The organism is Streptomyces roseofulvus, from assembly GCF_039534915.1.
Taxonomy (GTDB): domain Bacteria; phylum Actinomycetota; class Actinomycetes; order Streptomycetales; family Streptomycetaceae; genus Streptomyces; species Streptomyces roseofulvus.
Map to the genome: position 1 here is coordinate 2,373,757 of NZ_BAAAWE010000001.1, position 13,871 is coordinate 2,387,627.

The window sequence follows — 13,871 nt, forward strand, 5'->3', positions numbered from 1 at the left end:
CCGTTCGGGGGTCTGGCGGCCGGGGGCGGCGGCGATCTGACGCGCGCTCACCCGCGGCGCGGGGCGCCGGGCGCGGCGCGGTCCCGGCAGGGGCCTACCGTGGTCGGATGCCGTACTTCGACGCCGCGTCCGCCGCTCCCCTCCACCCCGTCGCCCGTCAGGCGCTGCTCGCCGCCCTCGACGAGGGGTGGGCCGACCCGGCCCGGCTGTACCGGGAGGGACGGCGGGCCCGGCGGCTGCTCGACGCGGCGCGGGAGGCGGCGGCGGAGGCGGTGGGCTGTCGCCCCGACGAACTCGTCTTCACCCCTTCGGGGACGCGCGCGGTGCACTCGGGCGTGTCGGGGGCGCTCGCCGGGCGCCGGCGGGTGGGCGGCCGGCTGGTCGTCTCGGCCGTCGAGCACTCCTCGGTGCTGCACGCCGGCGAGGCGCACGCGGCGGCCGGCGGGACGGTGACGGAGGTTCCGGTCGGCCGGACCGGCGCGGTGGACCCGGAGGTCTTCGCGGCCGAGCTCGGCGAGGGGGTCGCGCTCGCGTGCCTCCAGTCCGCCAACCACGAGGTCGGCACGGAGCAGCCGGTGGCCGAGGTCGCGGCCGCCTGCCGGGCGGCCGGGGTGCCGCTGCTGGTGGACGCGGCGCAGTCGCTGGGCTGGGGGCCGGTGCCGGAGGGCTGGTCGCTGCTGACGGCGAGCGCGCACAAGTGGGGCGGGCCGGCGGGGGTCGGGCTGCTCGCGGTCCGGAAGGGCGTGCGGTTCGCGCCGCAAGGCCCGTCCGACGAGCGGGAGTCGGGCCGCGCTCCCGGCTTCGAGAACCTGCCGGCGATCGTCGCGGCGGCGGCCTCGCTGCGGGCGGTACGGGCCGAGGCGGCGGCGGAGGACGCCCGGCTGCGGGGCCTCGTGGACCGGATCCGGGCGCGGGTGCCGGAGCTGGTGCCGGACGTGGAGGTGGTGGGCGATCCGGTGCGGCGGCTCCCCCACGTCGTCACCTTCTCCTGCCTGTACGTCGACGGGGAGACCCTGCTGTCGGAACTGGACCGGGAGGGATTCTCCGTTTCGTCCGGTTCGTCGTGCACCAGCTCGACGCTGACGCCCAGCCATGTGCTCCGCGCGATGGGGGTGCTGAGCGAGGGGAACGTCCGGGTCTCGCTGCCGGCCGGCACGGAGGCGGCGGACGTCGACCGCTTCCTGGCGGTGCTGCCCGGGGTCGTGGCGTCGGTACGGGACCGGCTGGGCGCGCCCGCCGCGGCGGCGCCCGCGCCGGGGGGCGGCGACCTGGTGGTGGACGCGCGGGGGAAGCGGTGCCCGATCCCGGTCATCGAGCTGGCGAAGGTGTTCGGGTCGGTGCGGGTGGGGGGGACGGTGACGGTGCTCTCGGACGACGAGGCGGCGCGGCTGGACATTCCGGCGTGGTGCGAGATGCGGGGCCAGGAGTACGTGGGCGAGTCCCCCGCGACCGACGGCGGCCACGCCTACGTCGTCCGCCGCACCTCCTGACCCCCGGGCCATCGTTCCGCTGGGGCGGTGCCCTCCCCTGGGCCCGGCGCCGGCGCCGCTCCGTTGTGGGCGATCGTTCCGCGGTGCCTCCGCGCCCCGAGCCCGGACCCGCACCACATGTGCGCCGTGCACGGGGTGCGGGTTCAGGCGCAGAAGCCTGGGCCCGGCGGAAGGGCGCCGTTCCGTGTGCCCACACGGAGGCCCGCGGAAGGCGCCGCCCAGGGGCTGGGGCCGGGCGGGAGCCGGGGGGGTCAGGTGAGGTGGGTGTGGACCTGGGTGGCGGCTTCTTCGCCGTACGCCTTGGTGAAGCGGTCCATGAAGTGCGCGCGCCGCAGCGTGTACTCCTGCGTGCCCAGCGTCTCGATGACCAGCGTCGCCAGCATGCAGCCGACCTGCGCCGCCCGCTCCAGGCCGACGCCCCACGACAGGCCCGTGAGGAAGCCCGCGCGGAAGGCGTCGCCGACGCCGGTGGGGTCGACCTTGGCCTCCTCCTCGGGGCAGGCGACCTCGATCGCCGGCTCCCCCGCGCGCTCGATGCGGACGCCGCGCGAGCCGAGGGTGGTGACGCGGTGGCCGACGCGGGACAGGATCTCCTCGTCGGTCCAGCCGGTCTTCGACTCGATGAGGCCCTTCTCGTACTCGTTGGAGAAGAGGTAGGTGGCGCCGTCGAGGAGGAGACGGATCTCCTCGCCGTCCATGCGGGCGATCTGCTGGGAGAAGTCGGCGGCGAAGGGGATCTCCCGGGCCTTGCACTCCTCGGTGTGGCGCAGCATCGCCTCGGGGTCGTCGGCGCCGATGAGGACGAGGTCGAGCCCGCCGACGCGGTCGGCGACGGCCTTGAGCTCGATGAGGCGGGCCTCGCTCATGGCGCCGGTGTAGAAGGACCCGATCTGGTTGTGGTCCTTGTCCGTGGTGCAGACGAAGCGCGCGGTGTGCAGGACCTCGGAGATGCGGACCGAGCCGGTGTCGACGCCGTGGCGGTCGAGCCAGGCGCGGTACTCGTCGAAGTCGTAGCCGGCCGCGCCGACGAGGATCGGGTTGCCGCCGAGCTGGCCCATGCCGAAGCAGATGTTCGGGCCGACGCCGCCGCGGCGGACGTCGAGGTTGTCGACCAGGAAGGAGAGGGACACCGTGTGGAGCTGGTCGGCCACCAGCTGGTCGGCGAACCGGCCGGGGAAGGTCATGAGGTGGTCGGTGGCGATGGAGCCGGTGACTGCGATACGCACGGCTGGGCGCTCCTGCGGGTGAAGGGTGATGACTATCCACGGTATCCGGTGGCGGGACCGCTGCCGAACAGTGGAAACTACCCCAGAGTAGGGCTTTTCTCCGGAGGCTGGTGGTGCATACGGTGCGCCCATGACCACGTACCCCGCTCCGCGCGAGCGACACGAGTCCGAACTGAGCCTCGCCGAGCTGCGCGGCGCCAGTGCCCGGATGGTCCCGCACTGGGTGACGCCGGCCGGTCCGGCACCCGCCCCGGTCTCCCCGTCCTCGATCCTCGGGGTGGTCGTCCCGGACGCCTCGGCGCGGCTGATCGCCGCCACCGCCGAGTACGGCGGCTGACGGACGGAACCGACCGCGCCCCCGCCCCGTCCCACCGGTGTCCGATCGACACGAGGGAGCGTTGCGGTGAGCGGTACGGAGAGCGGACACGGCCGGCGGGCCGCGCTCGTCGCCACGGTGGCGGCGGGTGTGCTGCTGGCCGGTGGCGGCGGGTTGTATCTGACCGCCTCGGGCGACGAGGGGGCGGAGGCCGCCTCGCGGGCCGCGGGCGCGCCCGCACCGCCGCCCCTGCGGCTCGGGGGCGGGAGCGGCGGTACGGGCCCGGACGCGGGGATCGCGCCGGGTGAACCCGACCCGGGCGGCGGCCCGAGCGGGACGGTCTACAGAGCCGAGGGCCCACTCCCCCAGGGGCCCTCGTCGGCCGCGGTCCACCGGCCGGAGGGCCTGGTCACCTCGGAGGAGGTGGCCAGGCTGGCCGCGGTGCTCGGGGTCGAGGGGCGTCCGGTGCTGGTCGGCGACGTGTGGACGATCCGGCCCGAGAAGGACGGCCGGGGGCCGCGCCTCGACGTCGCGCGGCAGGCGCCGGGGAACTGGACGTACTCCTGGTACGACGGCGGCCCGGTGGGCGACACCTGCCTGAAGGGCAAGGAGTGCCCGCTGCCGGGCGAGCCGAAGCCGCCGTCCGGGGGCGGCCCGGTGAGCGAGGCGGCGGCGCGGGCGGCGGCGGCCCCGGTGCTGAAGGTGCTGGGCCAGGACGACGCCAAGGTGTCGGCGACGCAGGTGATGAACGGCTCGGTGCGGGTGGTGAACGCCGATCCGGTGGTCGGCGGGCTGCCGACGTACGGCTGGTCGACGGGGCTGCACATCGGTCCGGACGGGCGGCCGGTCGCGGGCAGCGGGACGCTGAAGGAGCCGGCGCGGGGCGAGACGTACCCGGTGGTGTCGGCGGAGCGGGCGCTGGCGCGGCTGAACGAGGAGTCGAAGGGCACGGGCCCCATCGGGATCGGCGGCTGCGCCACGGATCCGCCGGCCACGGAGCCGGACGGCGGGTCCGGGAAGGACGCGCCCTGCCAGACCATCGTGGACATGGCCCCGCCGCGCGAGGTGCCGGTGACGAGTGGGGTGCTCGGCCTCGCCGCCACGGAGACGGCGGACGGGCGGGCGCTCGTGCCGACCTGGCTGTTCACGGCCGATCCGGCGGACTCGGCGCCGTACACGGTGACCTCGACGGCGGTGGCGCCGGAGTATCTGGTGCCGCCGGCGAAGCCGTCCCCGGAGCCCACGCCGGATCCCTCCGAGGGTACGGCGCCGGTGCGGCGGATCGAGTCGTTCACGGTCGAGCCGGACGGGCGGACGCTGGCGCTGACCTTCTGGGGCGGGGTGTGCCACACGTACACGCCGCACGCCGTGGAGGACCCGCGGCAGGTGCGGGTGCGGATCGAGGAGAAGTCCAAGGGCGGTCAGGCCTGCATCCTCGTCGCCAAGGAGATCACCGTGAAGGTGACGCTTCAGGCGCCGCTGGGCGACCGGCCGGTGGTCGACGCGGCGAGCGGTGAGGCCGTGCCGCGGCGGTAGAGGCCGGGGGAACGCGGCAGGGCGGTGGTCCGGGAGGTCGGTCTCCCGGGCCACCGCCCTGGTCTGTGGCGGGCGCCGCTCTTTAGCTGAACGAGTCGCCGCAGGCGCAGGAGCCGGTCGCGTTCGGGTTGTCGATCGTGAAGCCCTGCTTCTCGATGGTGTCGACGAAGTCGATGGAGGCGCCGCCCAGGTAGGGGGCGCTCATGCGGTCGGTGACGACCTTGACACCGTCGAAGTCCTTGACGACGTCACCGTCGAGCGAGCGCTCGTCGAAGAACAGCTGGTAGCGCAGGCCGGAGCAGCCACCGGGCTGGACGGCGACGCGCAGCGCCAGGTCGTCGCGACCCTCCTGCTCCAGCAGAGCCCTGACCTTGGCCGCGGCGGCGTCGGTGACGATGATGCCGTCGGTGACGGTGCCGGTCTCGTCCGATACGGACATCTACATCTCTCCCGGGTTGTACGGAGACTGCTTGCCGACGGTTGCAACCGACGGTGTCCCGGATTCATTCCGGGTCGGGTGGGATTTCCCTCCTTCATGCTCGCACACCGCGCGCCGAGACGCGGAGGGCGAATTCGTCACATCGACACTATGGCCATCGTCAGAATGACGTGAAGGGGTTATGATAGATAGCGTCATTTAGACGAAAAGGTTCCCCGAAGAAAGGGTGCGTGACGTGACCACCGCCCAGACCCCCCTGGACGTCCAGCCGACGCCGCTCGCCCTGCTGCTGCTCGGCCGCGAGGCCGACCCCAAGAGCGAGCGCGGCGTGGAGTGTCCCGGCGATCTGCCGTCGCCCTCCGACCCCGACCTGGTGGAGCGTGCGCGCGCGGCCAAGGAGAAGCTCGGGGACAAGGTCTTCGTCCTCGGCCACCACTACCAGCGCGACGAGGTCATCCAGTTCGCCGACGTCACCGGCGACTCCTTCAAGCTCGCGCGTGACGCCGCCGCCAAGCCGGAGGCCGAGTACATCGTCTTCTGCGGTGTGCACTTCATGGCCGAGTCGGCCGACATCCTCACCGGCGACGACCAGAAGGTCGTCCTGCCGGACCTCGCGGCCGGCTGCTCGATGGCCGACATGGCCACCGGCGAGCAGGTCGCCGAGTGCTGGGACGTGCTGACCGAGGCCGGGATCGCCGAGCAGGTGGTGCCCGTCTCGTACATGAACTCCTCGGCCGACATCAAGGCGTTCACCGGCAAGCACGGCGGCACGATCTGCACCTCGTCCAACGCCGAGCGGGCCCTGAACTGGGCCTTCGAGCAGGGCGAGAAGGTGCTGTTCCTGCCCGACCAGCACCTGGGCCGCAACACCGCCGTCCGCGACATGGGCATGTCCCTCGACGACTGCGTGGTCTACAACCCGCACAAGCCGAACGGCGGGCTCACCACCGAGCAGCTGCGCGCCGCGAAGATGATCCTGTGGCGGGGTCACTGCTCGGTGCACGGCCGCTTCTCGCTGGAGTCGGTCGAGGACGTGCGCGCCCGGATCCCCGGCGTGAACGTGCTGGTCCACCCGGAGTGCAAGCACGAGGTCGTGGCCGCCGCGGACTACGTGGGCTCGACCGAGTACATCATCAACACCCTGGAGGCGGCCCCGGCCGGCTCCAAGTGGGCCATCGGCACGGAGCTGAACCTGGTCCGCCGACTGGCGAATCGTTACGCCGACCAGGGCAAGGAGATCGTCTTCCTCGACAAGACGGTCTGCTTCTGCTCGACCATGAACCGGATCGACCTGCCGCACCTGGTGTGGGCGCTGGAGTCGCTGGCCGAGGGCAACCTGGTCAACCGGATCGAGGTCGACAAGGAGACGGAGGCGTTCGCGAAGCTGGCGCTGGAGCGGATGCTGGCGCTGCCGTAGCGGTTCTCCGGGGCACCTCCCCCGGTACCGCGCCGTACTCCGGTACGTACGCCGAAGGGGCGCCCCCACACCGTGGGGGCGCCCCTTCGTCCGTGCTACGCGTTCACCGGCTCCTTCTGCTGCGGCGGGACCTGGGCGTCGCCGCCCGCCGCCTTCGCCGCCTTCTTCGCCGCACGGCGCTCCTTGCGGAGCTCCACCATCGCGTAGAGCGTCGGGACGAGAAGGAGGGTCAGCAGGGTCGACGTGATCAGACCGCCGATCACCACCACGGCGAGCGGCTGGGCGATGAAGCCGCCCTCGCCGGTGATGCCGAGGGCCATCGGCAGCAGGGCGAAGATGGTCGCCAGGGCGGTCATCAGGATCGGGCGGAGCCGGTGCCGGCCGCCCTCGATCACCGCGTCGACGACCCCGTACCCCTGGGCCCGGTACTGGTTGATCAGGTCGATCAGGACGATCGCGTTGGTCACCACGATGCCGATGAGCATCAGCATGCCGATCATCGCCGGGACGCCCATCGCGGTGCCGGTGACGACCAGCAGGCCGATGGCGCCGGTGGCGGCGAACGGGATGGAGACCAGCAGGATCAGCGGCTGGACCAGCGACTTGAAGGTCGCGACCAGCAGCATGAAGACGATCGCGACGGCCGCGAGCATCGCCAGGAAGAGGTTGGCGAACGCCTCGGTCTGGTCCTCGGAGACGCCGCCGATGGAGGCGGAGGCGCCCTCGGGCAGGTCGAGCGCGTCGATCTTCGACTGGAGCGCGGTGCCGACGGCGCCGGTGTTGTCCGTGGTCGGCTTGGCCGTGATCGTCGCCGCGCGGGCGCCGTCGATCCGGGTCATCGAGACCGGGCCGGGGACGAGCTCCACGGTGGCGATGTCACCGAGCTTCACCGGGCCGAGCGGCAGCGCCTTCAGCTGGGCGAGCGTGGTGGCCGGGGCCGCCGAGGTGATGAGGATGTCGCGCTCGGCGTCGTCGAGGGTGGCCTTGCCGGCCGGGGTGCCGCGGACGGCCTGGGCGACGACCATGCCGAGGGTGGTGGCGTCGAAGCCGGCGTCGGCCGCCTTCGCGTTGGCCTTCACGGAGACCCGCGGGACCGACTGGGAGAGGTCGCTCTGGACGTCGGTGACGTCCTTCAGCTCCGCGACCGCCTTCTGGACCTGCTCGGATGCCTTCTGGAGCAGCTCGCGGTCGCCGGCCTTCACCACGACGCTGAGGTCCTGGGCGGCGAAGCCGTCACCGGCGGAGATGGAGGTGTCGCCGACGCCGTCCAGCTTGCCGAGGCCCGACTCGATGGCGTCGCGGGTCTTCTCGTACGAGGCGGACTCCTCCAGGGTGACCTGGAAGGACGCCTGGTTGGCGCCGGTGCCGCCGCCGAAGGCCGCCATGAAGCCGGAGGAGCCGACGGTGACCTGGTAGTCCTTGACGCCCTCGGTCTCCGCGAGGACCTTCTCGATCTTCTTCGCGGCCTCGTCGGAGGCGTCCAGGCTGGTGCCGGCGGCCAGCTTCTGCTTGACCGTCAGGACCGGCTGGTCACCCTGGTCGAAGAAGTTGGTCTTCAACAGCGGCGCCATGCCGAAGGTGACGACCAGGACGACGAGGGCGAGGGCGACGCTGGTGAGGCGGCGGCGGGTGGCGAACCGCAGCACCGGCACGTAGGCGCGCTGGAGGCGGCTCTTCGCCTCCTTCTCCTCGGCGACCCTGCGGGCCTCGTCCGGGTCCTCCGAGGTGCCCTTGGGGGCGCGGAGGAACCAGTACGAGAGCACCGGGACGACCGTCAGCGAGACCAGCAGCGAGGCCAGCAGGGCGGCCGTCACGGTGAGGCTGAAGGAGCCGAACAGCTCGCCGACCATGCCGCCGACCAGGCCGATCGGCAGGAAGACGGCGACGGTGGTGAGGGTGGAGGAGGTGACCGCGCCGGCCACCTCCTTGACCGCCGTGATGATCGCGGACTGGCGGTCCTCGCCGTAGCCGAGGTGGCGCTTGATGTTCTCCAGGACCACGATCGAGTCGTCGACGACCCGGCCGATGGCGATGGTGAGCGCGCCGAGCGTCAGCACGTTGAGGGAGAGGTCGCGGGTCCACAGCACGATCAGGGCGAGGACCACCGAGAGCGGGATGGAGACCGCGGTGACCAGGGTCGAGCGGATCGAGGCGAGGAAGACCAGGATCACCAGGACGGCCATGACGAGGCCGAGGGCGCCCTCGGTGGTGAGGCCGGAGATCGACTTGGCGACGGCCGGGCCCTGGTCGGAGACGACGGTCAGCTCGGCGCCCGCGCCCAGCTGCTTCCGCAGCTCGGGCAGCTTCTCCTCGACGGCCTCGGAGATGGCGACGGCGCTGCCGTCCTTGTCCATGGTGGCCATGACGGCGAGGCTGGGCTTGCCGTTGGTGCGGGTCAGCGAGACCCGCGCGGACTCCTCCTGCTTCACGGTGGCGATGTCGCCCAGCCGGACCGCCTTGCCCTGGGCGGGCTTGACGCGCAGGTCCTGGATCTGCTGGAGCGAGGTGAAGCCGCCGCCGACCTGGACGGTACGGCTCTTGCCGGCCTCGGAGAAGGAGCCGGCGGGCAGGGCGGCACCGCCGTTCTGGAGGGCCTGAACGAGGTTCATCGAGGTCAGGCCGGCCGCGGCGAGCTTGCGCGGGTCGGGGGTGACGGAGACCTGGAGGTCCTGGACGCCGTCGACGCTGACCTGGCCGACGCCGTCGATGTCCTCCAGGGCGGGGACGACGGTCCGCTCCAGCTGGTCGGCGAGGGCCTGTTGGTCCTTGTCGGAGGTGGCGGCGAGGACGACGGTCGGGATGTCGTCGGTGGAGCCGGCCACGACCTGCGGGTCGACCGTGTCGGGCAGCATCGCCCGGGCCCGGTTGACGGCCTGCTGGACGTCGGCGACCAGCTGCTTGGTGGACTCGTCGCCGTAGTCGAAGGAGGCCATGATGACGGCGCTGCCCTCGGAGGCGGTGGACGTGATGCCCTTGAGGCCGTCGACGGCCTTGAGGTTGTTCTCCAGGGGCTCGACGACCTGCTGTTCCACCACGTCGGGAGAGGCGCCCTGGTAGGGGGCGATGATCGAGACCATCGGGAGCTCGATCGAGGGGAACAGCTGCTGCTTCAGCTGGGGGATCGCGATCAGTCCGAAGACGACGGCGACGATGGACATCAGCCCGATCAGGGCCCGTTGCGCGAGGCTGAATCTGGACAGCCAGGACATGGGGTCTCTCTTCTGTGGCGTACTCGTCGGCAGGCGGCGGGCAGCCAGAGCGCCCCCCTCCCCCCACCTTGCGCCACGTCCGGCCGGAAGTCCTCGGCCTCCGGACGCACTTCCCGCCCGCCGCGTACCACGTCCGCAGTACGCCGGCGGGCCCGGTCACTCCGACCGCGGGCGGACCAGTCCGGTCTCGTAGGCGGTGACCACCAGCTGGGCGCGGTCGCGGGCGCCGAGCTTGGCCATGGTGCGGTTGACGTGGGTCTTCACGGTGAGCGGGCTGACGTCGAGCCGTTCGGCGATCTCGTCGTTGGAGAGGCCGCCGCCGACCAGGACGAGGACCTCGCGCTCCCGGGCGGTGAGGGCGGAGAGCCGCTCGGCCTCCACCCTGGTGCCGACCGGGGCGGCGGCGCTCTGGGCGAGGAAGGTGGCGATCAGGCCCTTGGTGGCGGCCGGGGAGAGCAGCGCCTCGCCGGCGTGCGCGATCCGGATCGCGCCGAGCAGCTCGTCCGGTTCGGCGCCCTTGCCGAGGAAGCCGGAGGCGCCGGCGCGCAGCGACTCGACCACGTACTCGTCGATCTCGAAGGTGGTCAGCATGACGATCCGGACCCCGGCGAGCTCGGGGTCGGTGGTGATCATGCGGGTGGCGGCGAGGCCGTCGGTGCCGGGCATCCGGATGTCCATGAGGACGACGTCGGGCCGTTCGGCGCGGGCGAGGGCGGCGGCCTGGGCACCGTCGGCGGCCTCCCCGACGACCTCCATGTCGGGCTCGGAGTCGACGAGCACCCGGAAGGCGCTGCGCAGCAGGGCCTGGTCGTCGGCGAGCAGTACCCGGATCGTCATTCTTCCTCCCCCGCCTCCCGGGGCGTCCCCGGGCACAGGGGCAGTATCGCCTGGACGCGGAAGCCGCCGCCGTAGCGGGGTGCCGCGGTGAGGGTGCCGCCGAGGGCGGTGACCCGCTCGCGCATGCCGAGCAGCCCGTGGCCGCCGGAGGGCTCGGCGGCCGGTCCGTCGGGCGGGGTGCCGTCGTCGAGGACGGTGACCTCGACCGTACGGCCCACGACGACGATGCTCACCTCGGCGGCGGCGTCCGGTCCGGCGTGCTTGCGGACGTTGGTGAGGGCCTCCTGGACGATCCGGTACGCGGCCAGGTCGACGGGCGCCGGGAGCTGCCGGCCGCCGTCGGCACGGGCCAGCGAGACGGGCAGGCCGGCCTTGCGGAAGCTGTCGAGGAGCCCGTCGAGGACGGCGAGGCCGGAGACCGGCTCGGTGGGGGCCTCGGGGTCGCCGGACTGGCGGAGCAGGCCGACGGTGGCGCGCAGCTCGTCGAGGGCGGAGCGGCTGGCCTCGCGGACGTGGGCGAGGGCCTCCTTCGCCTGGTCGGGGCGCCTGTCCATGACGTGGGCGGCGACCCCGGCCTGCACGTTGACCAGGGCGATGTGGTGGGCGACGACGTCGTGGAGGTCGCGGGCGATCCGGAGCCGTTCCTCCGCGACCCGGCGGCGGGCCTCCTCCTCCCGGGTCCGCTCGGCGCGCTCGGCGCGCTCCCGCATCGCGTCGACGAAGGCGCGGCGGCTGCGGACGGCGTCGCCCCCGGCGGCGGCCATGCCGGTCCAGGCGAAGACCCCGAGGTTCTCCTGGGCGTACCAGGGGGTCGGGCCGAAGGCCATGGCGGCGACGGCGAGCACGGTCATGGTGACGAGGCCCACCCGCCAGGTGGTGGGGCGGTCGGTGCGGGAGGCGACCGTGTAGAGGGCGACGACGGCGCTGATGGCGACCGGGGCGGGGCGGGTGTCGCCGAGCAGGTCGACCAGGCTGAGGGAGGCGGTGAAGACGAGGACGGCGAAGGGCCGGCGGCGGCGGAACACCAGGGCGACGGCGGCGGCGGTCATCATGGCGACGCCGGGGAGGGTGGGGGCGCGGTCGCCGAAGGTGGGGCCGGTGGGGCTGCCGTGGGGGTCGGTGAAGGAGGCGGCGATCATCGTGACGAGGACGCCGAAGGCGAGGACGCTGTCGAAGGCCAGGGGGTGGTCGCGGAAGCGTTCGCACAGGCGGGTGGCGAGGCCGGGCCTGGGGGTGGGGGGCGCTTCTCCTGTGCGGGTCACGTCCAAGACGGTACGTGGTGCTCGACGGTGCTGGGAACGGCGCCGTCCTGCGGGGCGGGGCGGGTGCTCGGGCGCCGCAGGAGCCGCCGATCCGGCGGTGTGCCCACCCTCCCCCCGGCCCCGGCGGGACGATTGCCCCCACCTCGGCTAGCCGGGGATCAGGCCGTCGCCGGAGAGCATCTTCCGCACCTCGTCCAGGGAGGCGTCGGGGGACGGGAGGATGAGTTCGGACGGTTCCAGGGCGTCGTCCGGGAGGGGGGTGCCCAGGCGCCGCACGGCGTCGAGGAGGGCCGCCAGCGTGCGCCGGAAGCCTTCCTCGTCGCCGGACTGCATCTCGCTCAGCAGCTCGTCGTCGAGCCTGTTCAGCTCGGCGAAGTGGCTGTCGGCCAGCTCGCGCTGGCCCTCCCCCATGATCCGTACGATCATGACGCCGTCCTTGCCTACTGCTTGTCGAAGCGGGGGTGGGACTGCTGCTGGTTCTGCTGCGGGGTGCCCGCCGCGCCGCCCTCGATCGCCTGCTGGGAGGGGCCGCCGGCCAGCTCGGCCTTCATCCGCTGGAGCTCCAGCTCGACGTCCGTGCCGCCGGACAGGCGGTCCAGCTCGGCCTGGATGTCGTCCTTGGCGAGGCCCGACTGGTCGTCGAGCGCCCCGGAGGCGAGGAGCTCGTCGATGGCGCCGGCCCGGGCCTGGAGCTGGGCGGTCTTGTCCTCGGCCCGCTGGATGGCGAGGCCGACGTCGCTCATCTCCTCGGAGATGCCGGAGAAGGACTCGGCGATCCGGGTCTGGGCCTGGGCGGCCGTGTACGTGGCCTTGATGGTCTCCTTCCGGGTGCGGAAGGCGTCGACCTTGGCCTGGAGGCGCTGCGCCGCGAGGGTCAGCTTCTCCTCCTCGCCCTGGAGGGTCTGGTGCTGCACCTCCAGGTCGCTGACCTGCTGCTGGAGCGCGGCCCTGCGGGACAGCGCCTCGCGGGCGAGGTCCTCGCGGCCGAGCGCCAGCGCCTTGCGGCCCTGGTCCTCCAGCTTGGCGGACTGGCCCTGCAGCTGGTTCAGCTGGAGTTCGAGCCGCTTGCGGGAGGTCGCGACGTCGGCGACGCCCCGGCGCACCTTCTGCAGCAGCTCCAGCTGCTTCTGGTAGGAGTAGTCGAGGGTCTCGCGCGGGTCCTCGGCCCGGTCAAGGGCCTTGTTCGCCTTCGCGCGGAAGATCATCCCCATACGCTTCATGACACCGCTCATGGGCTTCGCGCGCCCCCTTCTGACGGACTTGGCACCGGCTCTTCGTCAGGATCCACACTACGGTTCCTGCCTCCATTACCGCACTGTTCGGAGCCGGATGCGCTCCTCCCCAAGGACGACTGCGGCTCCTCCCGTCTCCGGCGGGAGGAGTAGGGGGATCTCCGGGAGAACCCCCTGACGCGCCGTGCGTCCTCGTGTGCGTACCGGCTACGACGCCGGCTGTGAGCGGATCGTTCCCTCCCGGACTGGGGTTCCATGCCTCCCACCCCGTACCCTTGGGTTTTGTGTTCCGTAGCCGTTCGAAGGATGAGAAGGCCCCCACCGAGAAGGTGACGGCGGACCTCTCCAAGCAGCCCCGCGACCCCGAGGCCCCCAAGGGCCGCCCGACCCCGAAGCGGAGTGAGGCCCAGACGCAGCGTCGTCGTGCGCAGTCCGTCCCGCTCGACCGCAAGGAGGCCGCCAAGCGCCAGCGTGAGGCGCGGCGGGCCGACCTGACGCGTCAGCGCGAGGCGCTGAACAGCGGTGACGAGCGTTATCTGCCGGCCCGTGACAAGGGTCCGGTGCGCCGTTTCGTGCGCGACTTCGTCGACTCGCGGTTCGCGATCGCCGAGTTCTTCCTGCCGATGGCCGTGGTCATCCTGGTGCTGTCGCTGTTCGGCAACGCGAACCGCTCGCTCCAGAACATCTCGCTGCTGCTCTGGCTCGGCGTGATCGTCCTGATCATCATCGACTCCATCGGCATCTGGATCCGTCTGCGGAAGCAGCTCAACGAGCGCTTCCCGGACACGCCGAAGCGCGGCGCGATCGCGTACGGCCTGATGCGCACGCTCCAGATGCGCCGACTGCGGCTGCCGAAGCCGCAGGTCAAGCGCGGAGAGCGGCCCTGAGCGCGGACGGCTCGGCCTCC

General features: G+C 72.6%; 12 protein-coding genes. 5 read left to right on the forward strand and 7 right to left on the reverse strand.

The features are described 5' to 3' along the window. The first annotated feature begins 107 nt into the window (after window positions 1–107). Window positions 108–1,490: a cysteine desulfurase/sulfurtransferase TusA family protein gene (locus ABFY03_RS10950; protein ID WP_346169786.1), complete on the forward strand. Its 1,383-nt coding sequence runs from the start codon at window positions 108–110 to the stop codon at window positions 1,488–1,490. Between the two features lie 251 nt (window positions 1,491–1,741). Here ABFY03_RS10950 and ABFY03_RS10955 read toward each other — a convergent pair whose 3' ends face one another. Then, entirely contained in the window at window positions 1,742–2,716 is a 975-nt protein-coding gene (locus tag ABFY03_RS10955; protein WP_346169787.1) for a carbohydrate kinase family protein, read from the reverse strand. Between the two features lie 130 nt (window positions 2,717–2,846). Between ABFY03_RS10955 and ABFY03_RS10960 the strand changes: the two genes are divergently transcribed. Continuing rightward, window positions 2,847–3,053 (forward strand): hypothetical protein, encoded by a 207-nt coding sequence (locus ABFY03_RS10960; protein WP_346169788.1) that lies wholly within the window; start codon window positions 2,847–2,849, stop codon window positions 3,051–3,053. Window positions 3,054–3,119: 66 nt separating this feature from the next. Next, a complete protein-coding gene (locus ABFY03_RS10965; RefSeq protein ID WP_319008052.1) occupies window positions 3,120–4,568 on the forward strand; it encodes a hypothetical protein in 1,449 nt (482 codons plus the stop codon). An 82-nt stretch (window positions 4,569–4,650) separates the two neighbouring features. Here ABFY03_RS10965 and ABFY03_RS10970 read toward each other — a convergent pair whose 3' ends face one another. Beyond that, window positions 4,651–5,007 carry a HesB/IscA family protein gene (locus tag ABFY03_RS10970; protein ID WP_031006968.1) on the reverse strand — a complete coding sequence of 119 codons (357 nt, stop codon included), beginning with the start codon at window positions 5,005–5,007 and terminating at the stop codon, window positions 4,651–4,653. A gap of 235 nt (window positions 5,008–5,242) precedes the next feature. On the opposite strand from ABFY03_RS10970, the gene nadA reads away from it, so the two are divergent. Beyond that, entirely contained in the window at window positions 5,243–6,424 is a 1,182-nt protein-coding gene (gene nadA / locus ABFY03_RS10975; RefSeq protein ID WP_346169789.1) for a quinolinate synthase NadA, read from the forward strand. Window positions 6,425–6,519: 95 nt separating this feature from the next. Here the strand turns inward: nadA and ABFY03_RS10980 are convergent, their stop codons facing one another. The 5 genes from ABFY03_RS10980 to ABFY03_RS11000 all read right to left on the reverse strand — a co-directional run bounded on the left by ABFY03_RS10980 (window position 6,520) and on the right by ABFY03_RS11000 (window position 12,964). After that, window positions 6,520–9,633 (reverse strand): efflux RND transporter permease subunit, encoded by a 3,114-nt coding sequence (locus ABFY03_RS10980; RefSeq protein WP_346169790.1) that lies wholly within the window; start codon window positions 9,631–9,633, stop codon window positions 6,520–6,522. A gap of 156 nt (window positions 9,634–9,789) precedes the next feature. Further along, the gene (locus ABFY03_RS10985; protein ID WP_319008049.1) at window positions 9,790–10,470 is read right to left on the reverse strand and encodes a response regulator transcription factor; all 681 of its coding nucleotides are present in this window, start codon (window positions 10,468–10,470) and stop codon (window positions 9,790–9,792) included. Further along, window positions 10,467–11,678, reverse strand: coding sequence for a sensor histidine kinase (locus ABFY03_RS10990; protein WP_346172235.1), 1,212 nt, complete (start codon window positions 11,676–11,678; stop codon window positions 10,467–10,469). Before ABFY03_RS10990 ends, ABFY03_RS10985 begins: the two co-directional genes overlap by 4 nt. Window positions 11,679–11,879: 201 nt before the next feature. Further along, entirely contained in the window at window positions 11,880–12,158 is a 279-nt protein-coding gene (gene pspAA, locus ABFY03_RS10995) for a PspA-associated protein PspAA (protein ID WP_319008048.1), read from the reverse strand. Window positions 12,159–12,172: 14 nt separating this feature from the next. After that, a complete protein-coding gene (locus ABFY03_RS11000; protein ID WP_031006955.1) occupies window positions 12,173–12,964 on the reverse strand; it encodes a PspA/IM30 family protein in 792 nt (263 codons plus the stop codon). A gap of 284 nt (window positions 12,965–13,248) precedes the next feature. Here ABFY03_RS11000 and ABFY03_RS11005 point away from each other — a divergent pair, with 284 nt between their 5' ends. Next, window positions 13,249–13,851: a DUF3043 domain-containing protein gene (locus ABFY03_RS11005; protein WP_319008047.1), complete on the forward strand. Its 603-nt coding sequence runs from the start codon at window positions 13,249–13,251 to the stop codon at window positions 13,849–13,851. The last annotated feature ends 20 nt before the right edge of the window (window positions 13,852–13,871 follow it).

Coding starts and splice junctions, on each gene's coding strand:
- ABFY03_RS10985 (WP_319008049.1), bottom strand. CDS start 10,470: ATGACGATCCGGGTACTGCTCGCCGACGACCAGGCCCTGCTGCGCAGC.
- ABFY03_RS11000 (WP_031006955.1), bottom strand. CDS start 12,964: ATGAGCGGTGTCATGAAGCGTATGGGGATGATCTTCCGCGCGAAGGCG.
- ABFY03_RS10950 (WP_346169786.1), top strand. CDS start 108: ATGCCGTACTTCGACGCCGCGTCCGCCGCTCCCCTCCACCCCGTCGCC.
- ABFY03_RS10960 (WP_346169788.1), top strand. CDS start 2,847: ATGACCACGTACCCCGCTCCGCGCGAGCGACACGAGTCCGAACTGAGC.
- ABFY03_RS10980 (WP_346169790.1), bottom strand. CDS start 9,633: ATGTCCTGGCTGTCCAGATTCAGCCTCGCGCAACGGGCCCTGATCGGG.
- pspAA (WP_319008048.1), bottom strand. CDS start 12,158: ATGATCGTACGGATCATGGGGGAGGGCCAGCGCGAGCTGGCCGACAGC.
- ABFY03_RS10970 (WP_031006968.1), bottom strand. CDS start 5,007: ATGTCCGTATCGGACGAGACCGGCACCGTCACCGACGGCATCATCGTC.